Source organism: Pseudomonas sp. IT-P260, assembly GCF_949768395.1.
Taxonomy (GTDB): Bacteria; Pseudomonadota; Gammaproteobacteria; order Pseudomonadales; family Pseudomonadaceae; genus Aquipseudomonas; species Aquipseudomonas parakoreensis.
This window is the reverse complement of sequence record NZ_CATKPO010000001.1, coordinates 44,732-71,064: the sequence shown is the minus strand read 5'-3', so window position 1 is coordinate 71,064 and position 26,333 is coordinate 44,732. Positions and strand designations below refer to the sequence as shown.

The window sequence follows — 26,333 nt, the reverse complement described above, 5'->3', positions numbered from 1 at the left end:
CAGTTCTGTTGAAGCGTTCTTTGTTCGTTAAGGTGGTAACCCCACCAGCCACACCCCGGCACACAATGTTCCCGCTGTGGCTGCTTCCTTCCGGATCTGACCAGGTTCACGGGTAATCGTTGCGGGGGGACCGATGGGGTCACCATAACGACACTCACCTGTCGGCGAGCCGCGCCATTGTACCTATCTGAGATGAAGTTACAACCGTTGGTTTCAGATAAAAAATATGAACGGGTTCAAGGACATGCGCTGAGCCTGAAAAGATCGCAGCCTGCGGCAGCTCCTACAGGGTCAGCACCTCGTCCGCTTTGCCGCCTGCCTGCTGGATCACCAGATGAATGAAGTGCAGCTTGGCAATCGCCGCCGCCGGCAGCACGAACGGGTAGAAATCCGGCTGCCCCATGCTGCGCGACAGTTCGTTGAGCATGCCCGCCAGTTCGATCCAGGCGTTGACGAACGACAGGAACGCCGCGCCGCCGGGATGCTCCGGGTCATACAGCGTGCTCGGTGGAAACGGCTGATAGTCGAAGTCCATCTCCCGTGCACTCATGCCGAAACCCAGTGCAGTGTCCACCGCGTCCATCATGTGCAGGTAATGCGCCCAGGTTTCCGCCCAGTCTTCCCATGGGTGCATGGTCGCGTAGGCGCTGACGTAATGTTGCGGCCAGTCCAGCGGCGCGCCTTGTTGATAATGACGGTCGAGCGCTTCGGCGTAACTGGCGCGCTCGTCGCCGAACAGGTTGCGGAAGGCTTCGAGCCACAGGCCGTTGGCGATCAGACGATCCCAGTAATAATGCCCGACCTCATGCCGGAAATGCCCGAGCAGCGTGCGATAGGGTTCATGCATTGCCGCCCGCACCTGCTCGCGATGGGCGTCGTCGGCTTCTTTGATGTCGAGGGTGATCAGGCCGTTGGCGTGGCCGGTCATTGGCGCGTTGCCTTCGAGGTCGACGCCGATGAAATCAAAGGCCAGGCCGCGCTCTTCATCCACGGTTTTCGGGATGACCGGCAGCCCGAGGGTGATCAGTTGCGCCACCAGCCGGCGTTTGGCGATTTCGACTTTGCGCCAGCGCTCAGGGTTTTCCGGCACCGAGAGGTCGGGGATGGTGCGATTGAGGCTGCAGGCGATGCACAGGCTGTCGCGGCCGTTATCCGGCAGCAGCCAATTGCAGGCGGCGGGGGTATCGAGATTGGCGCAGCGGCGAAACAGTCCGGCGTCGGGATCGGCATCGAGTGTCCAGCTACCGTCCTGCGGCCCGGGCTGCAGCGAGGTCAGGCGACTTGCTTCAGGCTGATAGCCGAGCATGGCGCTGCAAGCCAGGCACTGGCTGTTGCGAAAGAACAGCGACTGGCCGCAGCGGCACGGCCAGATTTTACTGTTGCGTGAAGGCTCGCCCATGAACGGCGCGACGATGCGAGAACTGAGCTGCTCGAAAAAGCGGTACATGGCGATCTCTCCCTGGGGCTTGCCAAGACTAGATCATCCTCGTGCGCTGATCGTTCCCACGCTTTGTGTGGGGAAAAGCAAAAGATCGCAGCCTTCGGCAGCTCCTACAGGGGATCAATGTGGCAAGACACTAATTCTGTAGGAGCTGCCGCAGGCTGCGATCTTTTGTTCTTAAACGGACAGGCCGTGTCCCTTCAGGAACGCGATAAACGCCTCTTCGTCCATCACCTTCACGCCCAGCTCATTGGCCCTGGTCAGTTTCGAACCGGCACCGGGCCCCGCCACTACGCAGTGGGTCTTGGCCGATACCGAACCGGCGACCTTGGCGCCAAGGCTTTCCAGATGTTCCTTGGCCACATCACGGCTCATCAGCTCGACCTTGCCGGTCAGCACCCAGGTTTCGCCGGACAGCGGCAGGCCCTCAACGACTTTCTTCTCGCTCAGCCAGTGCATGCCGAAATCCCGCAGTTGCTTCTCGGCGGACTCGGCGATCTGCCGATGCTCGGGCACAGCAAAAAACTCGCGCACCGAATTGGCCTGCTTCTCCGGCAGCGCCTGGCGCATGTCCAGCCAGTCGGCATTCATCACCGCGTCCAGCGAACCGAACTTGTCTGCCAGTTTCTGCGCGCCGCCCGGGCCGACAAAGGGAATGTGCAGTTTGTCGAGCAGACCGCCGAGGGTGGTGCTGGCGGCAAATTCGGCGCCCAGATCGCCCTGATCCTGAATCTGCAGGCCATGCCCCAGCAACTCGCTGATCACCTGCTGGTTGTGCGCATCTTCAAAGAAGCTGTGAATCTCGTGCGCCACTTCCAGACCGATGTCCGGCAGGTAGGTCAGCACTTGTGGCAGCGCCTGCTGCACGCGCTCCAGCGAACCGAGCGAGCGCGCCAATACCTTGGCCGTTTCCTCACCGACATCGGGAATGCCCAGCGCATAAATGAACCGCGCCAGCCCCGGCTGCTTGCTGTCTTCAATCGCCGCCAGCAGCTTGTTGCTGGAGACTTCGGCAAAGCCTTCCAGATCAACAATGTCGTCGAACTTCAGCGCATACAGATCGGCCGGCGAACTGACCAGACCTTCGTCGACCAGTTGCTCGACGCTCTTGTCGCCAAGGCCTTCGATGTCCATCGCCCGACGCGAGACAAAGTGAATGATCGCCTGCTTCAGTTGCGCACCACAGGCCAGACGGCCAACGCAGCGGTACACCGCGCCTTCGCTGATGGTTTCCTTGCCTTTGCTGCGCTTGACCAGTTGTGTGCGTTCGACATGGGAACCGCAGACCGGGCAGTTTTGCGGAATGTGCACGGGACGTGCATCGTCAGGACGACGCTCGGTGACTACTTGCACCACCTGCGGGATAACGTCTCCGGCGCGGCGGATGATCACGGTGTCGCCGATCATCAGGCCCAGGCGCGCCACTTCGTCCATGTTGTGCAAGGTGGCGTTGGCCACGGTGACGCCCGCCACCTTGACCGGTTTCAGCCGTGCCACCGGGGTGACCGCGCCGGTACGGCCGACCTGAAATTCCACGTCGAGCAGCTCGGTGAGTTCTTCCATGGCCGGGAACTTGTGCGCAATCGCCCAACGCGGTTCGCGGGCACGGAAGCCCAGCTCGCGCTGATCGGCGATGCTGTTGACCTTGAACACCACACCGTCGATTTCGTAGGCCAGCGCGTTACGCCGTTCGCCGATGTCGCGGTAATAATCCAGGCACTCGCCGATGCCTTTGGCCAGTTTCAGCTCATGGCTGATCGGCAGGCCCCATTTCTGCAACTGCTTGAGGTTGCCGATGTGGGTGTCGGAAATATCGTGGGAGACCTGACCGATGCCGTAGCAGCAGAATTCCAGCGGGCGGTTGGCGGTGATTTTCGAATCCAGCTGGCGCAAGCTGCCGGCCGCGGCGTTGCGCGGGTTGGCGAAGGTCTTGCCGCCGACTTCCAGTTGCGAGGCGTTGAGGCGCTCGAAACCGGCCTTGGACATAAATACTTCACCACGCACTTCGAGGGTCGCCGGCCAGCCTTCGCCATGCAGCTTCAACGGAATGTTGCGCACCGTGCGCACGTTGACGCTGATGTCTTCACCGGTGGTGCCGTCGCCACGGGTGGCGCCGCGTACCAGCACACCGTCCTGATACAGCAGGCTGACCGCCAGGCCATCGAGCTTCGGCTCGCAGCTGTATTCCACCGCCGCACCGCCACCGAACAGATCACCGGCCGGCAGATCCAGACCTTCGGTCACCCGGCGGTCGAATTCGCGCATGTCGGTTTCTTCGAAGGCGTTGCCGAGGCTGAGCATCGGCACTTCGTGACGCACCTGGGTGAAGGCAGTCAACGCCACGCTGCCGACACGCTGGGTCGGCGAGTCGCTGGTGATCAGTTCGGGATTGGCCGCCTCCAGCGCCTTGAGCTCGTGGAACAACCGGTCGTACTCGGCATCCGGAATGCTCGGCTCGTCGAGGACGTGGTACCGGTAGTTGTGCTGATCGAGTTCAGCGCGCAGCTCTAGAATGCGGTTTTTGGCGGCGGTCATGGGTGTTCTCTCATAAAGCAAAAGAGCAGCCGAGGCTGCTCCAGTTTCATCATTCAAAGATCGCAGCCTCGTTGCACTCGACAGCTCCTACAGGGATCGCGTTCCTCTGTAGGAGCTGCCGAAGGCTGCGATCTTTTGATCTCGGCCTTAGCGCTTCTGGGTCAGGGCGCGGCGTTCGAATTCGACGATGCGCTGACGGTAGTGCTCGATAGTCTGCGCGGTCAGCACGCTGCGCTGGTCGTCTTTCAGCTCGCCGTTCAGCTCCTGGGACAGCTTGCGCGCTGCCGCCACCATCACGTCGAAGGCCTGCTTCGGATGACGCGGGCCTGGCAGACCGAGGAAGAAGCTCACCGCCGGGGTGCTGAAATGGTCGATATCGTCCAGATCAAAGATCCCCGGCTTGACCGCGTTGGCCATGGAGAACAGCACTTCACCGTTGCCGGCCATGCTTTCGTGGCGGTGGAAAATATCCATCTCGCCAAAACGCAGACCGCTTTCGAGAATATTCTGCAGCAGGGCCGGGCCTTTGAAGCCGGCGGCGTCGCGGCAGATCACGCTGATCACCAGGACTTCTTCGGCTTGCGGCTGATCCTTCTCGGTCACCGCTGGCGCAGGCTTGCTGTCGTCGACGAAGTCATCATCACGGCTGCTGAAGCTCGGGCCGCCGTCCAGATCCAGGTCGAGGTTCAGGTCGCCCTGGGCCGGACCATTGCTGCCGCGCTTGCCACGCTTGGAGCCGGATTCGCGAGGCTCGCGTGCTTCGCGGGCCGGCATGCTCACCGACGGCAGGTCGTGTTCGTCCAGTTGCGGCTCTTTATGCGTATCCAGCACGCGGGCCGGGCCCAACAGCTCAGCGCTGGTGTCCTCGTCCGGCAGGTTGGACAGACTTCGGTCAAGACGGAATTTCAGTTTTCCCTTGCCGCCGCGCATACGGCGCCAGCCATCGAAAAGAATACCGGCTATCACAATGATGCCGATGACGATCAGCCACTCGCGCAGACCGATTTCCATGTAATCCCGTGCCTCTATAAAAAATGCTGAAAAATAAGGGGTTTACATTGTGCAAACCGCTTTAAAACGTGGCGCCAACTCTATGTTCTGACAGGCGTTTTGCCCACGTATACGAAAAATTGACATTAAACTAGCACGACCAAAGACAACTTTACACCGTCTGTCACGTTGGCTTGCGCGAATATGTCGATTAGCCAGCAAGTCGAAGTCGGTAAAAAAGTCCTACAGACTACTTATACCCTTCCGGCACCACGCTGACTCAGGCGTCCACCATCGCCATTGCCTCCTCGACATCCACTGCAACCAGTCGCGAACAACCCGGCTCGTGCATCGTCACGCCCATCAGTTGATCGGCCATTTCCATGGCGATCTTGTTGTGGGTGATATAGATGAACTGCACGGTCTGCGACATCTCTTTAACCAATCGTGCGTAGCGTCCAACGTTAGCGTCATCCAGTGGCGCGTCAACTTCATCGAGCATGCAGAACGGCGCCGGATTCAATTTGAAGATCGCAAAAACCAGTGCCAGCGCGGTCAGGGCTTTTTCCCCGCCGGAGAGCAAATGGATAGTGCTGTTCTTCTTTCCTGGCGGCCGCGCCATGATCGTCACCCCTGTATCGAGTAGATCTTCGCCCGTCAGTTCCAAATACGCGCTGCCGCCACCGAAAACTTTCGGGAAAAGCGCCTGTAATCCGCCATTGATCTGATCAAAGGTATCTTTGAAGCGGTTACGGGTCTCTTTGTCGATCTTGCGAATGACGTTTTCCAGAGTCTCCAATGCTTCGACCAGATCGGCGTCCTGCGCATCCAGATAACGTTTACGCTCGGATTGTTGCGTGTATTCGTCGATGGCCGCGAGGTTGATCGCGCCCAGGCGCTGAATCCGCGCATTGATCCGTTCGAGTTCTTCTTCGGCGGCGCGTTCACTGGCCTCAGGCGTCAAGGTCGCGAGCACGCCATTGAGATCGTAGCCGTCTTCGAGCAATTGATCCTGCAACGCCTTGCGCCGCACGGTCAGCGCCTGCCATTCCATGCGCTGCTGTTCGAGCTGGCCACGGATCAATTGCGATTGCTGCTCGGCCTGGGTCCGGCGCTTTTCCGCCTCGCGCAATTCGCGGTCGGCGTCTTCCAGAGCAATCTGTGCGGTCTTCAGTTCTTCGTCGACGGTCATGCGCTTGTCGAGCAGCTCTTCGAGTTTCAGGCGCAACTCTTCCAGCGGTGCCTCGCCCTCCTCCAGATTCAGACTCAACTGTTCGCGTTTTTCGCTCAGGCGCTCGGCCTGCATCTCCAGACGTTCCAACGCCTGGCGCGTGGAATCGTGCTGCGCGCGCAACGAGCCGAGACGCACCGCCAGTTGATGGGCGTGATCCTTGTGCTGACGGGCTTCCTGGCGCACGCGATCAAGGCGTTCGCGCAGGCTGTCACGCTGAGCCAGCAGCAATTCGCGCTGCTCGGTGTCTAGCGCCATGGCGTCGAGCGCTTCCTGCAATTGCATGCGCGCTTCGCCGACCTGCTCGTGCTCCAGCTCGCGCTGCTCGGCGAGCTCGATCAGCTCTTCGTCAAGCCGCGTGCGGCGCAGCATCAATTGTTCAGCCTTGGCTTTACCGGCAGACAACTGGGCTTTCAATTCACCTTGTGAGCGGGCTTCATCCTGCAGCAGGCGACGCAAATGTTCGCGGCCGTTTTCCTGCTGACGCTGTTGCGCACGCAAGGTCTGCAAGCGGGTTTCCATGGCTTCGACCGTGGCTTCGCGCTCTTCGCGCTCGGCCTGCAACGTCTCGATTTCCTGGCCCCGGGCGAGCATGCCGCTCTCAGCTTCACTGGCGCGACGTACGCGCAGAAAGTGTCGACCAACCCAGTAACCGTCGCGACTGATCAGACTCTGCCCGCCACTCAACTGCCCGCGCAGGGCCAGCGCCTGTTCGAGGCTGTCGACCGGTTTGACCTGGCCGAGCCATGGCGACAGATCGATCTGCGCCTCGACTTTATCCAGCAAACTGCCCGCGACGCGCACGCCATCACTGGCGGGGCTGAGCAGGCGCAAATCCCCTTGGGTGAAACCGGACAGATCGAAGCCGCTGAAGTCATCCACCAGCACCGCTTGCAAATCGGCGCCGAGCACGGTTTCCACCGCCAGCTCCCAACCTGCTTCAACCTTCAGCCCTTCGGCCAGACGCGGCCGTTCGGCGAGGTTGTGTTCTTTCAACCATTCGGCAGTACCGGTGCCCGGATCGAGCGCAGCTTGCTGCAAGGCTTCCAACGACGCCAGTCGCCCGTTGAGCCGTTGCAAATCGCCCTGCGCCTGCTGCTGCGCGGTCAGTGCCTGCTGCAACTCCTGACGCAGTTGTTCCAGTTTTTCGACCTGCGCTTCTTCGCTGGTCTGCAAATCTTCGAGGGTCGCTTCGGATTCGGCGAGCTGCTCGTTGAGTGCCATGATCGCCGCGTCTTCCGGGTCGGCGGAGAGCAAGTCTCGCTCCTCGGCGAGACGCTTTTGCCGATCGGCCAGCCGTTCCATGCTGGTTTCCAGTTGCTGGATCCGCGACTGTTGCACTTCGGCCTGGCGCCGGGGTTCGGCGGCGGTCAGGTTGAAGGTGTCCCACTGCTCCTGCCAGCCGTGCATGACGCTTTCGGAATCTTCAAGCGCGGCGGCGGCCTCTTCGGCGGCGGCGCTGGTGACTTCCTGCTCGGGGATGAGCATGTCCAGCTCTTCGCCGAGGGTCAGCAGCAACGTGCGATCGTGGCCCAGGTGCGATTCGGTTTCCAGACGCGCGCGCTCGGCTTCCTTAAGGTCGTCCTGCAACTGACGCAAGCGCTGCTGGCCGTGCTGGATGCTCTGCTCGACCCGGGCGATGTCGCCGCCGACCGAATAGAAGCGTCCCTGCACCAGGTTGAAGCGTTCGGACAGTTCATGGTGCCCGTCGCGCAGGCGCTCAATGGCGGCATCGGCATTGCGCTGCTCGGCGACCAGCGCTTCGAAACTGACTTCCTGGTTGCCGATGATCGATTCGCGCTGGCCGACCTGATCGTTCAGGTCCTGCCAGCGCAGGGCCGACAGTTGCGCCTTGAGCTGGCGCTCTTCGGCTTTGTATTCCTGATACTTCTTGGCGGACTCGGCCTGCCGGTGCAGGCGTTCGAGCTGGCGCTCCAGCTCTTCACGCAGGTCGGTCAGACGCGCCAGGTTTTCGTGGGTGCGGCGGATGCGGTTTTCGGTTTCGCGCCGACGCTCCTTGTACTTGGAGATGCCCGCCGCTTCTTCGATGAAGTTACGCAGGTCTTCCGGCTTGGCTTCGATCAGCTTGGAGATCATCCCCTGCTCGATGATCGAGTAGCTGCGCGGGCCGAGGCCGGTGCCGAGGAAGATGTCGGTGATGTCGCGACGGCGGCACTTGGCGCCGTTGAGGAAATAGCTGTTCTGGCTGTCGCGGGTGACTTTGCGGCGAATGGAAATCTCGGCATACGCCGCGTATTCGCCGACCAGCGTGCCGTCGGAGTTGTCGAACACCAGTTCGATGCTCGCCTGACTCACCGGTTTGCGGCTGGTCGAGCCGTTGAAGATGACGTCAGTCATCGACTCGCCACGCAGGTTCTTCGCCGAACTCTCGCCCATCACCCAGCGAACGGCGTCGATGATGTTCGACTTGCCGCAACCGTTCGGCCCGACGACTGCCGCCATGTTACTGGGGAAGTTCACCGTGGTCGGGTCGACGAAGGACTTGAACCCCGCCAGTTTGATGCACTTTAGCCGCACGCTCAGGCAACCGTCAGGGCGGAGACCACCAGATCGCTGCTGCGCTGGGCATAAGCCGTCAGCACGATGCGAATCTGCGGCAAATCACGGGCGAGCACAGCGGCCAGCAGGCGTTCAAACAGTTCGAGAAACTCGCTCATTTCGGCCTTGCGCTGTTCGAGGGCGAGGAAATACGCACGGCTCATCGCCGGCTGCAGGTTCTCGACGGTCTCTTGCAGGTACGGATTGTTGGCAAACGGGTACGCCGCACGCATCACGGCGAAACTGTCGTCGACAAAGGTGCGGATGTCCTGACGCTCGTAGCTGGCGGTGAGGCGCTGCTGAATCTGCACGAACGGCGCCATGTCGGCCTGGGTCTGCCAGCCGTTGGCAACCGCATTGCCGAGCAGGATGTACAGCTCGCTCATCAGCGTGCACAGGCTCTGCACCTTGTGCGCGGTGAGTTCGGTGACATGGGCGCCACGTCGCGGCAGGATCGCGATCAGGTGGCGGCGTTCGAGGATCAGCAAGGCTTCGCGGACCGAGCCGCGGCTGACATTGAGGGCCAGCGTGACCTTCTGTTCCTGAATGCGCTCTCCCGGCTTCATTTCGCCGCGAATGATGCGTTCGGCGAGGTGGTGAGCGATTTGCTCGGCGAGGCTGTCCGGCGCCTTGAACGTCATGGTTGTCCTTCAAACTCTTCGATCTGCACAAGCGGCGCAGTGTAGCGCAAATGCACGTGCATGGCGGAGTGCCCGCACGGCGCTTTTTGGCACGATTCAAGCAAAAAAGCAGGGGTTCCGCTCAGGGTCAATACTCAATAGAGCACGCGTTAATCGACAAAACCGCTTTTCCTGACCTTTAAGTCAGAAAACAATTGACCGAAAAGTCAGACCTGCTAAATTCGGCTCACGTCGGTTAACAACAATAATGAGTCTGCGAGGCCTTCCGTGATCCAGTTTTTACTTAACCAGGAACTCCGTAGCGAGCACGCCCTGGACCCGAATCTGACCGTGCTCAATTACCTGCGTGAGCATGTAGGTAAATCCGGCACCAAAGAAGGCTGCGCCAGCGGCGATTGTGGCGCCTGCACCGTAGTAGTCGGCGAGTTGCAAACCGATGACGCCGGCCGCGAACACATTCGCTATCGCAGCCTCAACTCGTGTCTGACCTTTGTGTCGTCGCTGCACGGCAAACAACTGATCAGCGTCGAAGACCTCAAGCACCAGGGCGAATTGCACAGCGTGCAGCAAGCCATGGTCGAGTGCCACGGCTCGCAGTGCGGCTTCTGCACCCCCGGTTTCGTCATGTCGCTGTTCGCCCTGCAAAAGAACAGCGATGCACCGGATCAGGCCAAGGCGCACGAAGCGCTGGCCGGCAATCTCTGCCGCTGCACCGGCTACCGGCCGATTCTCGCCGCCGCCGAGCAATCCTGCTGCGGCAAACAGCCGGACCAGTTCGATGCCCGCGAAGCCGAGACCATCGCCCGCCTCAAAGCCATCGCCCCGACCGATATCGGTGAACTCAACAGTGGCGACAAGCGTTGCCTGGTGCCGCTGACCGTCGCCGACCTGGCTGATCTGTACGACGCTTACCCACAAGCGCGACTGCTGGCCGGCGGCACCGATCTGGCGCTGGAAGTCACCCAGTTCCATCGCACCCTGCCGGTGATGATCTACGTCGGCAACGTCGCCGAAATGAAGCGCATCGAAACCTTCGACGACCGGATCGAAATCGGCGCCGCCACCGCCCTCTCCGACTGCTACGAAGCGCTGACTGCCGAATACCCGGACTTCGGCGAACTGCTGCACCGCTTCGCCTCGCTGCAGATCCGCAACCAGGGCACCCTCGGCGGCAACATCGGCAACGCCTCGCCGATTGGTGATTCGCCACCGCTGCTGATTGCCCTCGGCGCGCAGGTGGTGCTGTGCAAAGGTGAAACCCGGCGCACCCTGAACCTGGAAGATTACTTTATCGACTACAAGGTCACCGCCCGTCAGGAAAGCGAGTTCATCGAGAAGATCATCGTCCCGCGCGCCACGACCGAGCAGCGTTTCCGCGCCTACAAGGTCTCCAAACGTCTGGACGATGACATTTCCGCCGTCTGCGCCGCCTTCAATCTGCGCGTCGAGAACGGCGTGATCACTGACGCACGCGTAGCGTTCGGTGGCATGGCCGCGATCCCCAAACGCGCCGCGCATTGCGAAGCCGTACTGCTCAGCCAGCCGTTCAGCAACGCTGTGATCGAACGCGCCTGCGCCGCACTGGCCGAAGATTTCACGCCGCTCTCGGACTTCCGCGCCAGCAAGGAATATCGCCTGCTCAGCGCTCAGAACCTGCTGCGCAAATACTTCATCGAACTGCAAACACCGCACATCGAAACTCGGGTGACCGCTTATGTCTAACCATCACGCCGTAGAGAAGACTCAAGCCGAACTGGCGGAACTGTTCGCCAGGGACCTGACCACCGGCGTCGGCCGCAGCGTCAAGCACGACAGCGCCGCCAAGCATGTGTCCGGTGAAGCGCAGTACATCGATGATCGCCTGGAATTCCCCAATCAGCTGCACGTTTACGCACGGCTGTCGGACCGCGCCCACGCGAAAATCATCAGCATCGACACCAAGCCCTGCTACGCCTTCGAAGGCGTGCGCATTGCGATCACCCACGAAGACGTGCCGGGCCTGAAAGACATCGGCCCGTTGCTGCCGGGCGATCCACTGCTGGCGATTGACGACGTGCAGTTCGTTGGTCAACCGGTGCTGGCCGTGGCCGCGAAAGATCTGGAAACCGCACGCAAAGCGGCGATGGCGGCGATCATCGAATACGAAGATCTCGAGCCGGTGCTGGACGTGGTCGAAGCCTTGCGCAAACGCCACTTCGTGCTCGACAGCCACACCCACCAGCGTGGCGATTCGGCCTCGGCGCTGGCGACGGCTGAACACCGCATTCAAGGCACGCTGCACATCGGCGGCCAGGAACACTTTTATCTGGAAACCCAGATCTCCTCGGTGATGCCCACCGAAGACGGCGGCATGATCGTCTACTGCTCGACGCAGAACCCCACCGAAGTGCAGAAGCTGGTGGCCGAAGTGCTCGACGTGTCGATGAACAAGATCGTCGTCGACATGCGCCGCATGGGCGGTGGTTTCGGCGGCAAGGAAACCCAGGCCGCCAGCCCGGCGTGCCTGTGCGCGGTGATCGCGCACCTCACCGGCCAGCCGACCAAGATGCGCCTGCCACGGGTCGAAGACATGCTGATGACCGGCAAGCGCCACCCGTTCTATGTCGAGTACGACGTCGGCTTCGACAGCACCGGGCGCCTGCACGGGATCGCCATGGACCTGGCCGGCAACTGCGGCTGTTCGCCGGACCTTTCCGCTTCGATTGTCGACCGGGCGATGTTCCACTCGGACAACTCTTATTACCTCGGTGACGCGACCATCAACGGTCACCGCTGCAAGACCAACACCGCGTCGAACACTGCTTACCGTGGTTTCGGCGGCCCGCAAGGGATGGTCGCCATCGAAGAAGTGATGGACGCGATTGCCCGCCACCTCAACCTCGATCCACTGGCCGTGCGCAAGGCCAACTACTATGGCAAGACCGAGCGCAACGTCACTCACTACTACCAGACCGTCGAGCACAACATGCTCGAAGAGATGACCGCCGAACTGGAAGAAAGCAGCCAGTACGCCGAGCGCCGCGAAGCAATCCGCCGCTACAACGCCAACAGCCCGATCCTGAAAAAAGGCCTGGCGCTGACCCCGGTGAAATTCGGCATTTCCTTCACCGCCAGTTTCCTCAACCAGGCCGGCGCGCTGATCCACGTCTACACCGACGGCAGCATCCACCTCAACCACGGTGGCACGGAAATGGGCCAGGGCCTCAACACCAAAGTCGCGCAGGTAGTGGCCGAAGTGTTCCAGGTGGAAATGGATCGGGTGCAGATCACCGCGACCAACACCGACAAAGTGCCAAACACCTCGCCGACCGCTGCCTCCAGCGGCGCAGACCTCAACGGCAAGGCCGCGCAGAATGCCGCCGAGATCATCAAGCAACGTCTGGTGGAGTTCGCCGCGCGGCACTACAAGGTCAGCGAAGAAGACGTGGAATTCCACAACGGCCATGTGCGCGTGCGTGACCACATCATGACCTTCGAGGCGCTGATCCAACTGGCGTATTTCAATCAGGTCTCGCTGTCGAGCACCGGCTTCTACAAGACCCCGAAAATCTACTACGACCGTAGCCAGGCCCGGGGCCGGCCGTTCTACTACTTCGCCTTCGGCGCAGCGTGCTGCGAAGTGATCGTCGACACCCTGACCGGCGAGTACAAGATGCTGCGTACCGACATCCTCCACGACGTCGGCGCCTCGCTGAACCCGGCCATCGACATCGGTCAGGTCGAGGGCGGTTTCATCCAGGGCATGGGCTGGCTGACCATGGAAGAACTGGTCTGGAACAACAAGGGCAAGTTGATGACCAACGGCCCGGCCAGCTACAAGATCCCGGCCGTGGCGGACATGCCGCTGGACCTGCGGGTGAAACTGGTGGAAAACCGCAAGAACCCGGAAGACACGGTGTTCCATTCCAAGGCCGTGGGTGAGCCGCCGTTCATGCTCGGGATTGCCGCGTGGTGCGCGATCAAGGACGCGGTAGCGAGCCTTGGTGACTACAAGCATCAACCGCAGATCGATGCGCCGGCGACCCCGGAGCGGGTGTTGTGGGGGTGTGAGCAGATGCGTCAGCTCAAGACGGTGAAAGCGGTTGCTGCAGAAGCCGAGTTGGCTCCGCTCTAGGACCGAGGCGCGGCTTTCGCGAGCAGGCTCGCTCCCACATTTGGAATGCATTCCCTTGTGGGAGCGAGCCTGCTCGCGAAGAGGCCCGAACAGACAACGACAGATGTCGAGGTGAACATGTACAACTGGATCGACGCCCTCGCCGACCTGCAGAACCAGGGCGAACCCTGTGTTCTGGTGACGATCATCGAAGAACTCGGCTCGACCCCGCGCAATGCCGGCTCGAAAATGGTCGTCAGCGCGAAACAGACCTTCGACACCATCGGTGGCGGGCATCTGGAATACAAAGCCATGCAGATCGCCCGCGAGATGCTCGCCAGCGGCAAGCAGGAGACCCATCTGGAGCGTTTCAGCCTTGGTGCCAGCCTCGGCCAGTGCTGCGGCGGCGCCACCGTGCTGCTGTTCGAACCGATGGGCCAGGTGCAGGCGCAGATCGCAGTGTTCGGCGCCGGGCATGTCGGCCGCGCGCTGGTGCCGCTGCTCGCCAGCCTGCCGTGCCGGGTACGCTGGATCGATTCGCGGGAAGAGGAATTCCCCGAACAGATCCCCCACGGCGTGCGTAAAATCGTCACCGAAGAGCCTGTGGATGAAATCGATGACCTGCCCGCCGGCAGCTACTGCATCGTCATGACCCACAACCATCAGCTCGACCTGGAACTGACGGCCGCGCTCCTCAAGCGCAACGATTTCGCCTACTTCGGCCTGATCGGTTCGAAGACCAAACGCGTCAAATTCGAACATCGCCTGCGTGATCGCGGTTTCGACAGCAGCGTCGTGCAACGCATGCGCTGCCCGATGGGCATCGGCGAAGTCAAAGGCAAACTGCCTGTGGAAATCGCCATCTCCATCGCCGGCGAAATCATCGCCACCTATAACGCCAATTTCGGCCAGCACAGCGCCAGCGCCGAACCGATTGCCAAACTGCTGCCGGTTTCCCGGCGCAGTCAGGCCGCCACACTCAAAGCCTCAAACTGATTAGAGAACCCTCATGCCTCTGACTCGCAAAGCCTACCGCGCCGCCATCTTGCACAGCATCGCCGACCCCGCCGAGGTCGGGATCGAAGCCTCCTACGAATATTTCGAAGATGGCCTGCTGGTGGTCGATGGCGGCAAGATCAGCGCCCTCGGCCACGCCAGCGAATTGCTGCCGACCCTGCCGGCGGACATCGAGATCACCCATTATCAGGATGCGCTGATCACCCCGGGCTTCATCGACACCCACATCCACCTGCCGCAGACCGGCATGGTCGGGGCCTACGGCGAGCAACTGCTGGACTGGCTCAACACCTACACCTTCCCGTGCGAAAGCCAGTTCGGTGACAAGACCCACGCGGATGAAGTCGCGGACATTTTCATCAAGGAACTGCTGCGCAACGGCACCACCACCGCACTGGTGTTCGGCAGCGTGCACCCGCAGTCGGTGAACTCGTTCTTCGAAGCGGCCGAGAAGCTCGACCTGCGGATGATCGCCGGCAAGGTGATGATGGACCGCAACGCGCCGGACTATCTGACCGACACCGCCGAATCGAGCTACGTTGAGAGCAAGGCGCTGATCGAACGCTGGCACGGCAAGGGCCGCCTGCACTACGCGGTCACCCCGCGCTTTGCGCCGACCAGCACCCCGGAACAACTGACCCTCGCCGGCCAACTGCTGACCGAATACCCGGATCTGTACATGCAGACCCACATCAGCGAGAACCTCAAGGAAATCGAGTGGGTCAAGGAACTGTTCCCGGAGCGCAAGGGCTATCTGGACGTCTACGATCACTACCAACTGCTCGGCGAGCGCTCGGTATTCGCCCACGGCGTGCACCTGTGCGACGACGAATGCGCGCGGCTGGCGGAAACCGGCTCGGCGATCTCGTTTTGCCCGACCTCAAACTTCTTCCTCGGCAGCGGCCTGTTCAACTTGCCGATGGCCGAGAAGCACAAGCTGAATGTCGGTCTGGGCACTGACGTCGGCGGCGGTACCAGTTTCTCGCTGCTGCAAACCCTGAACGAAGCTTACAAAGTCATGCAGTTGCAGGGTGCACGCCTGAGTCCGTTCAAGTCGCTGTACCTGGCGACCCTCGGCGGTGCGCGGGCACTGCGCCTGGAAGACAAGATCGGCAACCTGCAGCCGGGTTCTGATGCGGACTTCCTGGTGCTCGACTACAACGCCACGCCGCTACTGAGCTATCGCCTGAAACAGGCGAACAACATTGCCGAAACGTTGTTTGTGCTGATGACACTGGGCGATGACCGCACGGTGCAGCAGACGTATGCGGCGGGGGCTTTGGTGCATCAGCGCTGAGTTTTCTCCAGGCATAAAAAATCCCCCGGTGGTATTCACCCCGGGGGATTTTTTGTTGCCTGCCAGGAAGATCAAAAGATCGCAGCCTGCGGCAGCTCCTACATTGGATCGCACGCTCCTGTAGGAGCTGCCGAAGGCTGCGATCTTTTAAAGCTTGGCCGCAGGGCGCCCAGGCTTCTTGGTCTGCAACAAATGCGAGAACACCGCATGCAGGTCATCCGACGCACTTTCCTCATCGAGGTTGAGCTTGCTGTCGATGTGATCCATGTGGTGCATCATCAAGTCCACCGCCAGCTCACCGTTGCGCGCTTCGATGGCATCGATCAACTGAGTGTGCTCGTCGTAGGAGCAATGCGAGCGGTTGCCGCTTTCGTACTGGGCGATGATCAGCGAGGTCTGCGAGACCAGGCTGCGCTGGAAGCTGATCAGTGGGGCGTTCTTCGCCGCTTCGGCCAGTTTCAGGTGGAATTCGCCGGACAGACGGATACCGGCACCACGATCGCCACGGGAGAAGCTGTCGCGCTCGTCGTTGACCATCTGGCGCAGTTCGGCGATCTGCTCGGCGGTGGCGTGCTGCACGGCCAGTTCGGTGATCGCGCGCTCCACCAGACGGCGGGCCATGAACACCTGCCGCGCTTCTTCAACGCTCGGGCTGGCGACCACGGCGCCACGGTTCGGCCGCAACAGCACCACGCCTTCATGGGCCAGACGCGACAGCGCGCGGCGAATGATGGTGCGGCTGACCCCGAAGATTTCCCCCAGCGCTTCTTCGCTCAATTTTGTACCGGGCGCCAGACGCTGTTCGAGAATGGCCTCGAAGATATGCGCGTAGACAATATCGTCCTGGGTTCCGCTGCGGCCGGCTTTGCCTGCTCGCGGTTGTTTCTTGAGGGGTTGCAACTGTTCGTTCATGGGCACTCGAGTCGGGAGAACTGCGGCGAATAGACCGTGACTGTAATACGGCACAGTAGGTCGCTGGCAAGTATCGCGTAAAAAACAGCGCGATTGTACACAATGGATGGTGGCAACACGACTGTATGGCTGTTTGTGACCACGGCTGTATTGCAACGATCCGTTACGATTGAGTTTAGGCTTGATCGCAGAATCCGCCTTTGCGCACACCTGCTCTTATGTAGGAGCTGCCGAAGGCTGCGATCTTTTGATCTTGCTTCCAAACATCAAAATCAAAAGATCGCAGCCTTCGGCAGCTCCTACACAAGGTTCAGCGTAATTGCGGACATCTCCATCTGTATAAGGAACACCGCCGTCATGAACGACGCCACCTACACCCGCCTGCGCCCCCTCGCCGACACTTCGCCCTCAGCGATCGTTGCCGGGTTCATTGCAATGATGACCGGCTACACCAGTTCGCTGGTGCTGATGTTCCAGGCCGGGCAAGCGGCGGGCCTGAGCAGCGGACAGATTTCCTCGTGGATCTGGGCGATCTCGATCGGCATGGCGGTGTGTTCGATCGGCTTGTCGCTGCGCTATCGCACACCGATCACCATCGCCTGGTCGACCCCCGGTGCAGCCCTGCTGATCACCAGCCTGGGCGGCGTCAGCTACGGTGAGGCCATCGGCGCCTACATCACTTGCGCGGTGCTGGTGACCATTTGCGGCCTGACCGGCAGCTTCGAACGCTTGGTGAAAAAAATCCCGGCATCGCTGGCGGCGGCGTTGCTGGCGGGGATTCTGTTCAAGATCGGCAGCGAAATCTTCGTCGCCGCACAACACCGTACCGGGCTGGTGCTGGGGATGTTTTTCACCTATCTGCTGGTCAAGCGCCTGTCGCCGCGTTACGCGGTGCTCGCTGCATTGCTGATCGGCACCGCGCTGTCGGGCTTCATGGGGCTGCTGGATTTCAGCGGCTTTCATCTGGAAGTGGCGACGCCAGTCTGGACCACGCCGCACTTCTCGCTGGCCGCGACCATCAGCATCGGCATTCCGCTGTTCGTGGTGGCGATGACCTCGCAGAACATGCCCGGCATCGCCGTGCTGCGCGCCGACGGCTACAACGTCCCGGCCTCGCCACTGATCACCACCACTGGCATCGCCTCGCTGTTGCTGGCGCCGTTCGGTTCCCATGGCATCAACCTCGCTGCGATCAGCGCAGCCATCTGCACCGGGCCGCACGCCCATGAAGACCGCAACAAACGCTACACCGCCGCGGTCTGGTGCGGGATTTTCTACGGGATTGCCGGCGTATTCGGCGCTACGTTGGCGGCGCTGTTTGCCGCGCTGCCGAAAGAACTGGTGCTGTCGATTGCCGCGCTGGCGCTGTTCGGCTCGATCATCAATGGCCTGAGCATTGCCATGACCGAGGTGAAAGAGCGTGAGGCGGCGTTAATTACCTTTATGGTCACGGCGTCGGGGTTGACACTGTTTTCCATTGGTTCGGCGTTCTGGGGGATTGCCGCGGGGGTTTTGACGTTACTGATTTTGAATTGGCGTAAAGCTTAAAGCAAAAGATCGCAGCCTTCGGCAGCTCCTACAGGGAAACGCATATTCCCGTGTAGGAGCTGCCGAAGGCTGCGATCTTTTGATCTTCCCCAAAAAAAACGGCGACCCTCAGGTCGCCGTTTTTTTCAGTATCACTTGGCCGCGTTGATCGGCTTTTCCGGATACCAGACGTCCAGCAGCGGGCTGACGGTCATGCCGGTCAGTTCGCTACGGTTTTTCAGCCAGGCTTCAACGGCAGCGCGCTGCTCTTCGTTGACCGAGCCACGCTTCTGCAGGCACACCAGACCGAAGTCATCGCCGCCGACATAACCCAGACCGTTGGCTTCCATGGCTTCTTTGATGAATGCTTCGAGGAAAGCGTCAATGGCTTCTTCGGACAAGTCTTCTTTGAAGTCCAGGTTCAGTTCGAAACCCAGCTCTTGAAATTCATCAACGCACAGTTTTTTGCGCAGACGCTGGGAACGGTTAGTCGCCATTGGAACAATCCTCTTAAGTAATAACGGCCGGCACTTTACCAGTTTAAGCGGTCAATTGCCCGACTCTCTGGGCGCTATGGCCGACCGCCTGTAAAAAAAATAACGAAATGGCCGCCCCGGGCAAGGCACAAGCTGTTACACCTTGGGGCATAATGCCGACACTTTCATGACCACTGAGGGCTTTTTCATCCATGCCCTCGTTATTTTTCCCCTCTTTTGCAGGGTTTTATTTCATATGATCAAATCGTTGCGTCCTCTCTTTCTTGCCGGCCTTCTTCTGCCCCTGGCCCTGCCGGTTGCCGCTGCCACTATCAATACCGCCCTCACCCCCAACGTCGAAAAAGCCCTCAAGGCCAGCAAGCTGCAGCCGACTGCGCTGTCGCTGGTGATGATTCCGCTCGACGGCCCGGGCAATCCGACCGTGTACAACGCCGACGTCTCGGTCAACCCGGCCTCGACCATGAAACTGGTCACCACCTACGCCGCGCTGGAAATGCTCGGCCCCAACCATCAGTGGAAAACCGAGTTCTACACCGACGGCGATCTGAGCGGTGGCATTCTCAATGGCAACCTCTACCTCAAGGGTGGCGGCGATCCGAAACTGAACATGGAAAAACTCTGGCTGCTGATGCGCGATCTGCGCGCCAACGGCGTGACTCAGGTCACCGGCGACCTGATCCTCGACCGCGGCTTCTTCATCCAACCGCAACTGCCGGAATTCAACGACGACGGCAACGACGAGAACAAGCCGTTCCTGGTCAAACCGGACTCGCTGCTGGTCAACCTCAAGGCCCTGCGCTTCGTCGCGCGCAATGACGGTGGCCGGGTGCTGATCTCGGTGGAGCCGCCGATTGCCAGCGTGCGCATCGAAAACACGGTCAAGGCGCTCAACTCCAAGCAGTGCACCGGTGGCGTGCGCTACAACCCGGTGACCCAGCCTGATGGCAGCGTGACCGTGACTGTCGCCGGTCAGTTGGGCGATGGCTGCAGCTCGCAGACTTATCTGTCACTGCTCGACCATGCGACCTACACCGCTGGCGCCGTGCGCGCGATCTGGAAAGAACTGGGCGGCAGCATCCAGGGCAAGGATCGCCTCGCCGCGACCCCGAGCAGCGCCAAGCTGCTGGCCCGCGCCTACTCGCCGGATCTGGCGGAAATCATCCGCGACATCAACAAATACAGTAACAACACCATGGCCCAGCAGCTGTTTCTGAGCCTCGGTCAGAAGTACCGCAACGAAGCCGACGGTGACGACGCCAAGGCCGCACAACGCGTAGTCCGCCAGTGGCTGGCGAAGAAAGGCATCACCGCGCCGCACCTGGTGATGGAAAACGGCTCCGGGCTGTCGCGCGCCGAACGCGTCAGCGCCCGCGAGATGGCCAACATGCTGCAAGCCGCTTGGCACAGCCCATACGCTGCCGAGTACATCAGCTCGCTGCCGATTGCCGGCACCGACGGCACCATGCGCAAACGCCTGAAGACCACCGCGATGCGCGGCGAGGCCCACGTCAAGACCGGCACCCTGAACACCGTGCGCGCCATCGCCGGCTTCAGCCGCGACGTCAACGGCAACACCTGGGCGGTGGTAGCGATCCTCAACGACAAAGCCCCGTTCGGCGCGTCGTCGGTGCTGGATCAGGTGCTGCTGGATCTGTACAAGCAGCCACGTTTGCCGCAGACCGCTTCGGCGCTGTAAACCACCGTCGAACCTGTGGAAGCAACTCTCTGTGGCGAGGGAGCTTGCTCCCGCTGGGCTGCGCAGCGGCCCCAATGATTTTGTGAGCGCTACGCACTCAAGCGGGAGCAAGCTCCCTCGCCACAAAACAGGGTTCCACAGGGGATTGGTGTAACGGCTCAGCTCATCTGCTCGACCCGATCGCGCCCGCCCTGCTTCGCCGCATACACCCCCGAATCCGCGCGCAGCAACAGCGCATCCGCGCCCTCCCCCGGGCGCCAGCTGGCGATGCCGAAACTGGCCGTCACCACCCCGACCACATCCACCGGCGCGCTGCGCAGGCCTTGCCACAACTCCACCGCCAGCATGTACGCGTGCTCGCCGTCGATGTCCGGGCACAGCACCATGAATTCCTCGCCACCGAGACGACAGAACACATCGGTCCGCCGCAAGCGATGGCCGATGCGCTCGCACACCGCCTGCAGCACCCGATCGCCGACGGCATGGCCGTACTGGTCGTTGATGCGTTTGAAGTGGTCGATGTCGAGCATGATCACCGACAGCTCACCGCCGCCGCGCTCGACCCGGGCCATTTCGGTGGTCAAGCGTTCCTGGAAGTAGCGGCGGTTGTGGATGCCGGTCAGCGAGTCGGTGACCGACAGCGCCCGCAGTTCCTCCTCCACCCGTTTCAAGTCGGAAATGTCCGAGATGTAGCCGTGCCACAGCACGCCGCCGCCCGGCAGTTCCTCCGGCGTCGCCTCGCCGCGCACCCAGCGCAGGCCACGCTCGGGCAACTGCACGCGGTATTCCTCGCGCCATGGGCTGAGGCTGTCCGCCGAAGCGCGGATCGAGCTGCGCACTCGCGAGACGTCTTGTGGATGGATGCGGGTGAAAATCGCCTCGGCATTGAGCAGCAGCACGTCGGGCTCCAGCTCGTAGATCTCGCGGATGCCGTCGCTGGCATAAATCACGCTGAAGCGCCCGTCGAATTCCATCTTGAACTGGTAGATGCCGCCGGGCACATGGGCGCTGAGTTTCTTCAGCAATACATCGCGCGCCGCCAGTGCTTCGTGCACGCGCTTGCGCTCGGTGATGTCGATGCAGATCGCCAGATGCCCGACCCACAAACCCTGCTCATCCAGTACCGGGGTGGCGAGCATGTTCACCGGCAGATGACTGCCGTCGCTGCGCACCAGCGTCCATTCGCGCGCCTCGTGACCGCCCACTTCACCGCCCTCGACCAACATCGCATGGCAGGTCGGAATGCTCTTGCCGTAACGCACACTCAACTCCGCCGAACGCGCGGTCAGTTCTCGCGGCAGATGCAGGTTTTCCAGGGTCATGTGGCCGACCACATCAGCGCTGCTGTAGCCGAGCATCTGTTCGGCGCCAGGGTTGAAGGTGTTGATCACCCCGCGCAGGTCGGTGGCGATGATTGCCACCTGGGTTGCGGCATTCAGCACGCCACGCAACTGACCGTGGGTGCCGCGCAACTCCTGCTCGCGGGCGTGCAGTTCCTGGGTGCGCAGTTCGACCATGCGCAAGGCGCGCTGGCGTTGACTGACCAGCACATACAGCAACGCGCTGAGCAACAGGCTCAGCAGCGCGCCCAGCACCACCAGGCTGCTGATGGAAGAATGGTTGGCCTGTAAAAATGCCTCGCTGGGCTGAATGTCCACTTGATAATCATGGTCGGCCATGCGAACCAAACGTGTGGCGGACAGGTCGCTGGCCCCGGCCTTATTGGCGGACTCGTAGAGCACTTCATGCTGATCGTCGGTGGACAGGTCGAGAATACGCACCGTGAGGAAATCCTGGGTTTCCTCCGGCAGTCCGTCGGCCAGCAACTGCTGCATGCTGATCACCGCCATCACGTACCCTTGCGCAGAACCTTTCGCCGCGCCCTCCTCAGTGACCGGCGCCAGCAGCAAGACGCCCCGGGCATAGGCCGGATCAATCCCCACCAGATGCAACGGCTGCGACACCACCATGTGCCCGGTGCGGTCGGCGCGCTCCAGCGTCGCCCGGCGCAGCGGTTGCGCCAGCAGGTCATAGCCCAGCGGGGTGGGCAAGCGGCTCTGGCTCTGGGTGTAGATCACCGGAACGTATTCGGGACGATCACCGGCGGTCTGCAACTGGCCGTCAGCATTCAGCTCGCGAAAGGTGAAGGTGCTGAACCCTTCGCTACGCACCGCTTGTTCGATCGCCGGACGCTCGGCACGGCTGACCCGCGGCGCATAGGAATAGGCCTGGGTGCGTAATAGAAGCGGTTTGGCATAGCCGTCGAATTCGCTGCGCGACACCGAATCGGAGTTGGCGAAGAAACGGCGCAGACCATCGAGACGCTGTTCCTGATCCTGGAAACGTTCTTCGATGCGGCTGTAACGCTCATTGGCCAGCAATTGGAAGCGTTGGCGCAGTTGATGGTGAAACTGATTGAGGGAGGCCCAGGCGAGCAGCCCCGTGAGAATCCCGCCGGCGAGCAATACCAGTATCGCGACCAGCCAGGCCGAGACGTCTTCACTGATAAAACCCAGAATCTTTGGGCGCACGGGGTGCAACGACATAGGGGCAACTCACGACGCCATTGTTTCGGGGGAAAACCCCATTGGCCATGCGTTGAGTTATAGCTATTAGCCATTAATTTGGCTAGCGCTGATCGGATCCAAGAGCCTTTAAAAATCAAGGCTCTGTGGATCCAACCACGGCAAATGTCAACGCGCCGTGATTTTCCAGGCGCGGTGAATCTTGGTATTGCGGGCGAAATCCGGATCAATGGTCTGCGCGCTGATTTCCTCGACCGCGTAACGCTCGGCGAGGTTCTCCTCCAACTGGAACTTTCGGAAGTTGTTGGAGAAGTACAGCACGCCACCCGGGGCCAGGCGCGCCATGGCCAGGTCGATCAACTGCACCTGGTCACGCTGCACGTCAAAGATGCCTTCCATGCGCTTGGAGTTGGAGAAGGTCGGCGGGTCGATGAAGATCAGGTCGTATTCGTCCCGGCAACTCTCCAGCCACGCCATCACGTCGCCCTGCTCCAGACGGTTCTTGTCGGAGAAGCCGTTCAGCGACAGGTTGCGCCGCGCCCAGTCCAGATACGTCTTCGACAAGTCGACGCTGGTGGTGCTGCGCGCACCGCCCTTGGCCGCGTGCACACTGGCGGTCGCGGTGTAGCAGAACAGATTGAGGAAGCGCTTGCCGGCCGCCTCTTTCTGAATGCGCATGCGCATTGGCCGGTGATCGAGGAACAGCCCGGTGTCGAGGTAGTCAGTGAGGTTCACCAGCAGCTTGACGCCGCCTTCGCTGACCTCATTGAACTTGCCTTGCGCCGCCTGACGCTCGTATTGCTTGGTGCCGCTCTGGCGCTCGCGGCGTTTGACCACCACGCGGCTCTTGTCGACGTTCAGCGCCTGCGGGATCGCGGCCAGGGCGTCGAACATGCGTGCCGAGGCCTTTTCCGGATCGATCGACTTCGGCGCGGCGTATTCCTGCACGTGCACCCAGTCGTGATACAGGTCGATGGCCATGGCGTATTCCGGCATGTCGGCATCGTAGACGCGGTAGCAGTCGATGCCTTCGCGCTTGACCCACTTGCTCATCGCCTTGAGGTTTTTCTGCAGGCGGTTGGCAAACATCTGCCCGCCTTCGCTCAGGCGCGGCTGCTCGACCACCGGCGCCGGGGCTGGCGTCGGTTTGATCGGGTTGCCGTTCTTGTTGAACTTGCGCTCTTGCGGCTCGTTCGGGGTTTGATCGTAAGCAGCTTGCTCACGCTCGGCCTGACGCTGTTCCGGGGTCCGCCGCTCGCCGGTGACGAACTGATCCGGCAGCACTTTGATCAACAGCAGTTTGCACGGCAACGCGCCGTTCCAGAACGAATACTGTTTGTGGCTGCGAATGCCCATGCGCTTGCCCAGATCCGGCGCGCCGGTGAACACCGCCGCTTCCCAGTTCAGGCAGGCCTGACGCAGGCGCTCGCCAAGGTTCTGATAGAGGTAAAGCAGGCTGGCTTCGTCGCCCAGACGCTCGCCGTACGGCGGGTTGCAGATCACCAGACCTTTCTGGTTCTGGTCCGGACGCGGCTCGAAGGTCGCGACTTCGCCCTGATAGATCTTGATCCACTCGCTCAGACCGGCACGCTCGACGTTGTTGCGACCCGGTTGAATCAGGCGCGGGTCGGCTTCGTAACCGCGAATCCACAGCGGCGGCTTGGCCAGACCGGCAGCGGCACGCTCGACGGCTTCTTCATGGAGTTTTTTCCACAGCGCCGGAACGTGCCCCAGCCAGGCGGTGAAGCCCCACTGCTCGCGACGCAGGTTCGGCGCCATGTCGGCGGCGATCATCCCCGCTTCGACGAGGAACGTACCGACACCGCACATCGGGTCAGCCAGCGCGCCGCCTTCGGCCGCAATGCGCGGCCAGCCGGAACGGATCAGGATCGCTGCCGCGAGGTTTTCCTTCAGCGGCGCCGCGCCCTGCTGCAGGCGGTAGCCACGCTGGTGCAGGCTGTGACCGGACAGGTCGAGGGACAAAATAGCTTCGCCGCGATCCAGACGCAGGTGAATGCGCAGGTCCGGGTTGAGCTTGTCGATCGACGGACGGTCGCCTTGCGGGGTACGCAGTTTGTCGACGATGGCGTCTTTGACTTTCAGCGCGCCGAAGTGGGTGTTGTCGATGCCCGAGCCGTGGCCGCTGAATTCGACGGCCAGAGTGCCGTCGGCGAGCATGTGATCCTGCCACTCGACGTCAAGCACGCCGTGGTACAGGTCTTCAGCGTCTTTCATCGGGAAGCGCTTGAGCACCAAAAGTACCCGGTTGGCCAGACGCGACCACAGGCACAGGCGATAGGCGGTTTCCATGGTCGCCATGCCACGCACGGCGGAGGTGTGCTCGCGGGCCTCTTCAAGGCCAAGCCCGACGGCCTCCTCGATGAGCAGGCCTTCAAGGCCTTTGGGGCAAGTGAGGAAGAGTTCGAAACGATCGGACATGGTATTTCCAGAGCCTTTGGCTAGTGAACCGGCAACGCATTGCCGGTCCGGTTTTCAATCAGGCGCTTTTCCACAAGAACGCCCGCGTGGCACGAAGGTGTGCCGTTCCATCCCCGCTGCTCGGGTTAAAAGAGCTTAGATGCCGGGACAGATAAAAAAGTTGATGAAACAAAAAGTCTTAAAGCGACCCTTCGTCGCATATTACCCAAGCGCAAACGTGGGTCATTCTCACTAAAGGATTAACCCCATCATCCAGCGCGGGGCCGATCATACCGGGGTTTGCTGCAGAAACCTTCATGAAACCCGTCGTTACTTATGGCTGTAGCACTACTTTCGTTACGTCCTTATGACAAAACGATCATTCCCTCGCTGTGACTCATTGGTTAGAACTGACCACAGGTTGACGTCGCAACGGCGTCAACACCTTGGCTCGCCACGCCGGCAGCGAGCCGCCCAACGGCAGAGTTTTTCTGCCAGACCTCGATTGAGGTCAACGCGACGAAAACAGTCAACAAGTGAGGGAAACACCCTATGAGAAGACTTAAGCGTGATCCGTTGGAAAGAGCATTTTTGCGCGGATATCAATATGGCGTTGGTGGCAAATCCCGCGAGCTTTGCCCATTTACTCTACCGTCGGTACGTCAAGCCTGGATCAACGGCTGGCGAGAAGGACGCGGCGACAACTGGGACGGTATGACCGGCACTGCGGGGATCCACAGACTCAACGAACTTCACGCCGTCGGCTGACACAGGGCACTTATTGCAACACGACAATCTGAATTTCTAGCGACTTACCATGCACGTCCTTCCCGGACGGCGGGCTACGGCCCAGGGGCTCCTTCGAGGAGCCCTTTTTTATGCTTGCCTGAAATGACACACATCTCATGTAGGAGCTGCCGCAGGCTGCGATCTTTTGATCTTGCTTTTGATATT

At 61.0% G+C, this 26,333-nt stretch carries 16 protein-coding genes and 1 other RNA gene; 7 read left to right on the top strand and 10 right to left on the bottom strand.

The window, feature by feature from the left end; genetic code table 11:
• Nucleotides 1-39 precede the first annotated feature (39 nt).
• From ffs to ACM6HV_RS00240, 6 genes are all read right to left on the bottom strand, one after another.
• An RNA gene (gene ffs, locus ACM6HV_RS00265) (signal recognition particle sRNA small type) lies at nucleotides 40-136 on the bottom strand.
• Between the two features lie 147 nt (nucleotides 137-283).
• Nucleotides 284-1,447 carry a putative zinc-binding metallopeptidase gene (locus ACM6HV_RS00260; RefSeq protein WP_414902827.1) on the bottom strand — a complete coding sequence of 388 codons (1,164 nt, stop codon included), beginning with the start codon at nucleotides 1,445-1,447 and terminating at the stop codon, nucleotides 284-286.
• 171 nt (nucleotides 1,448-1,618) lie between these two features.
• Nucleotides 1,619-3,976: an NAD-dependent DNA ligase LigA gene (ligA, locus tag ACM6HV_RS00255; RefSeq protein ID WP_414902825.1), complete on the bottom strand. Its 2,358-nt coding sequence runs from the start codon at nucleotides 3,974-3,976 to the stop codon at nucleotides 1,619-1,621.
• A 147-nt stretch (nucleotides 3,977-4,123) separates the two neighbouring features.
• Nucleotides 4,124-4,987 (bottom strand): cell division protein ZipA, encoded by an 864-nt coding sequence (gene zipA, locus ACM6HV_RS00250; RefSeq protein ID WP_414902823.1) that lies wholly within the window; start codon nucleotides 4,985-4,987, stop codon nucleotides 4,124-4,126.
• Nucleotides 4,988-5,246: 259 nt separating this feature from the next.
• Nucleotides 5,247-8,735: a chromosome segregation protein SMC gene (gene smc, locus ACM6HV_RS00245; protein WP_414902821.1), complete on the bottom strand. Its 3,489-nt coding sequence runs from the start codon at nucleotides 8,733-8,735 to the stop codon at nucleotides 5,247-5,249.
• A 2-nt stretch (nucleotides 8,736-8,737) separates the two neighbouring features.
• Complete coding sequence (locus tag ACM6HV_RS00240; RefSeq protein WP_041067784.1) at nucleotides 8,738-9,397, bottom strand: GntR family transcriptional regulator; 660 nt, start codon at nucleotides 9,395-9,397, stop codon at nucleotides 8,738-8,740.
• Nucleotides 9,398-9,664: 267 nt separating this feature from the next.
• On the opposite strand from ACM6HV_RS00240, the gene xdhA reads away from it, so the two are divergent.
• The 4 genes from xdhA (at nucleotide 9,665) to guaD (ending at nucleotide 15,804) form a co-directional block, all read left to right on the top strand.
• Complete coding sequence (xdhA, locus tag ACM6HV_RS00235; protein WP_414902818.1) at nucleotides 9,665-11,119, top strand: xanthine dehydrogenase small subunit; 1,455 nt, start codon at nucleotides 9,665-9,667, stop codon at nucleotides 11,117-11,119.
• Complete coding sequence (xdhB, locus tag ACM6HV_RS00230) at nucleotides 11,112-13,511, top strand: xanthine dehydrogenase molybdopterin binding subunit (RefSeq protein WP_414902816.1); 2,400 nt, start codon at nucleotides 11,112-11,114, stop codon at nucleotides 13,509-13,511. Before xdhA ends, xdhB begins: the two co-directional genes overlap by 8 nt.
• 117 nt (nucleotides 13,512-13,628) lie before the next feature.
• Nucleotides 13,629-14,486: a xanthine dehydrogenase accessory protein XdhC gene (gene xdhC / locus ACM6HV_RS00225; RefSeq protein WP_414902814.1), complete on the top strand. Its 858-nt coding sequence runs from the start codon at nucleotides 13,629-13,631 to the stop codon at nucleotides 14,484-14,486.
• 13 nt (nucleotides 14,487-14,499) lie between these two features.
• Nucleotides 14,500-15,804, top strand: a complete 1,305-nt coding sequence (gene guaD / locus ACM6HV_RS00220) for a guanine deaminase (RefSeq protein ID WP_131670046.1) — start codon at nucleotides 14,500-14,502, stop codon at nucleotides 15,802-15,804.
• Nucleotides 15,805-15,951: 147 nt separating this feature from the next.
• On the opposite strand, the gene ACM6HV_RS00215 is transcribed toward guaD, so the two are convergent.
• Complete coding sequence (locus ACM6HV_RS00215) at nucleotides 15,952-16,716, bottom strand: GntR family transcriptional regulator (RefSeq protein ID WP_007961054.1); 765 nt, start codon at nucleotides 16,714-16,716, stop codon at nucleotides 15,952-15,954.
• Between the two features lie 357 nt (nucleotides 16,717-17,073).
• On the opposite strand from ACM6HV_RS00215, the gene ACM6HV_RS00210 reads away from it, so the two are divergent.
• Nucleotides 17,074-18,264: a benzoate/H(+) symporter BenE family transporter gene (locus ACM6HV_RS00210; RefSeq protein WP_414902812.1), complete on the top strand. Its 1,191-nt coding sequence runs from the start codon at nucleotides 17,074-17,076 to the stop codon at nucleotides 18,262-18,264.
• Between the two features lie 131 nt (nucleotides 18,265-18,395).
• Here ACM6HV_RS00210 and ACM6HV_RS00205 read toward each other — a convergent pair whose 3' ends face one another.
• Nucleotides 18,396-18,740, bottom strand: a complete 345-nt coding sequence (locus tag ACM6HV_RS00205; RefSeq protein WP_003223308.1) for a YggL family protein — start codon at nucleotides 18,738-18,740, stop codon at nucleotides 18,396-18,398.
• A gap of 235 nt (nucleotides 18,741-18,975) precedes the next feature.
• Here ACM6HV_RS00205 and dacB point away from each other — a divergent pair, with 235 nt between their 5' ends.
• The gene (dacB, locus tag ACM6HV_RS00200; protein ID WP_414902809.1) at nucleotides 18,976-20,436 is read left to right on the top strand and encodes a D-alanyl-D-alanine carboxypeptidase/D-alanyl-D-alanine-endopeptidase; all 1,461 of its coding nucleotides are present in this window, start codon (nucleotides 18,976-18,978) and stop codon (nucleotides 20,434-20,436) included.
• Between the two features lie 158 nt (nucleotides 20,437-20,594).
• Here dacB and ACM6HV_RS00195 read toward each other — a convergent pair whose 3' ends face one another.
• Together ACM6HV_RS00195 and rlmKL are read right to left on the bottom strand one after the other, a co-directional pair.
• A complete protein-coding gene (locus tag ACM6HV_RS00195) occupies nucleotides 20,595-22,982 on the bottom strand; it encodes a diguanylate cyclase (protein WP_414902807.1) in 2,388 nt (795 codons plus the stop codon).
• Nucleotides 22,983-23,129: 147 nt separating this feature from the next.
• Nucleotides 23,130-25,400: a bifunctional 23S rRNA (guanine(2069)-N(7))-methyltransferase RlmK/23S rRNA (guanine(2445)-N(2))-methyltransferase RlmL gene (gene rlmKL, locus ACM6HV_RS00190; protein ID WP_145593264.1), complete on the bottom strand. Its 2,271-nt coding sequence runs from the start codon at nucleotides 25,398-25,400 to the stop codon at nucleotides 23,130-23,132.
• 531 nt (nucleotides 25,401-25,931) lie between these two features.
• Here rlmKL and rmf point away from each other — a divergent pair.
• Nucleotides 25,932-26,147, top strand: a complete 216-nt coding sequence (gene rmf / locus ACM6HV_RS00185; RefSeq protein WP_003223300.1) for a ribosome modulation factor — start codon at nucleotides 25,932-25,934, stop codon at nucleotides 26,145-26,147.
• The last annotated feature ends 186 nt before the right edge of the window (nucleotides 26,148-26,333 follow it).

Coding starts and splice junctions, on each gene's coding strand:
- ACM6HV_RS00260 (WP_414902827.1), bottom strand. CDS start 1,447: ATGTACCGCTTTTTCGAGCAGCTCAGTTCTCGCATCGTCGCGCCGTTC.
- ligA (WP_414902825.1), bottom strand. CDS start 3,976: ATGACCGCCGCCAAAAACCGCATTCTAGAGCTGCGCGCTGAACTCGAT.
- zipA (WP_414902823.1), bottom strand. CDS start 4,987: ATGGAAATCGGTCTGCGCGAGTGGCTGATCGTCATCGGCATCATTGTG.
- ACM6HV_RS00240 (WP_041067784.1), bottom strand. CDS start 9,397: ATGACGTTCAAGGCGCCGGACAGCCTCGCCGAGCAAATCGCTCACCAC.
- xdhB (WP_414902816.1), top strand. CDS start 11,112: ATGTCTAACCATCACGCCGTAGAGAAGACTCAAGCCGAACTGGCGGAA.
- xdhC (WP_414902814.1), top strand. CDS start 13,629: ATGTACAACTGGATCGACGCCCTCGCCGACCTGCAGAACCAGGGCGAA.
- guaD (WP_131670046.1), top strand. CDS start 14,500: ATGCCTCTGACTCGCAAAGCCTACCGCGCCGCCATCTTGCACAGCATC.
- ACM6HV_RS00215 (WP_007961054.1), bottom strand. CDS start 16,716: ATGAACGAACAGTTGCAACCCCTCAAGAAACAACCGCGAGCAGGCAAA.
- ACM6HV_RS00210 (WP_414902812.1), top strand. CDS start 17,074: ATGAACGACGCCACCTACACCCGCCTGCGCCCCCTCGCCGACACTTCG.
- ACM6HV_RS00205 (WP_003223308.1), bottom strand. CDS start 18,740: ATGGCGACTAACCGTTCCCAGCGTCTGCGCAAAAAACTGTGCGTTGAT.
- dacB (WP_414902809.1), top strand. CDS start 18,976: ATGATCAAATCGTTGCGTCCTCTCTTTCTTGCCGGCCTTCTTCTGCCC.
- ACM6HV_RS00195 (WP_414902807.1), bottom strand. CDS start 22,982: ATGTCGTTGCACCCCGTGCGCCCAAAGATTCTGGGTTTTATCAGTGAA.
- rlmKL (WP_145593264.1), bottom strand. CDS start 25,400: ATGTCCGATCGTTTCGAACTCTTCCTCACTTGCCCCAAAGGCCTTGAA.
- rmf (WP_003223300.1), top strand. CDS start 25,932: ATGAGAAGACTTAAGCGTGATCCGTTGGAAAGAGCATTTTTGCGCGGA.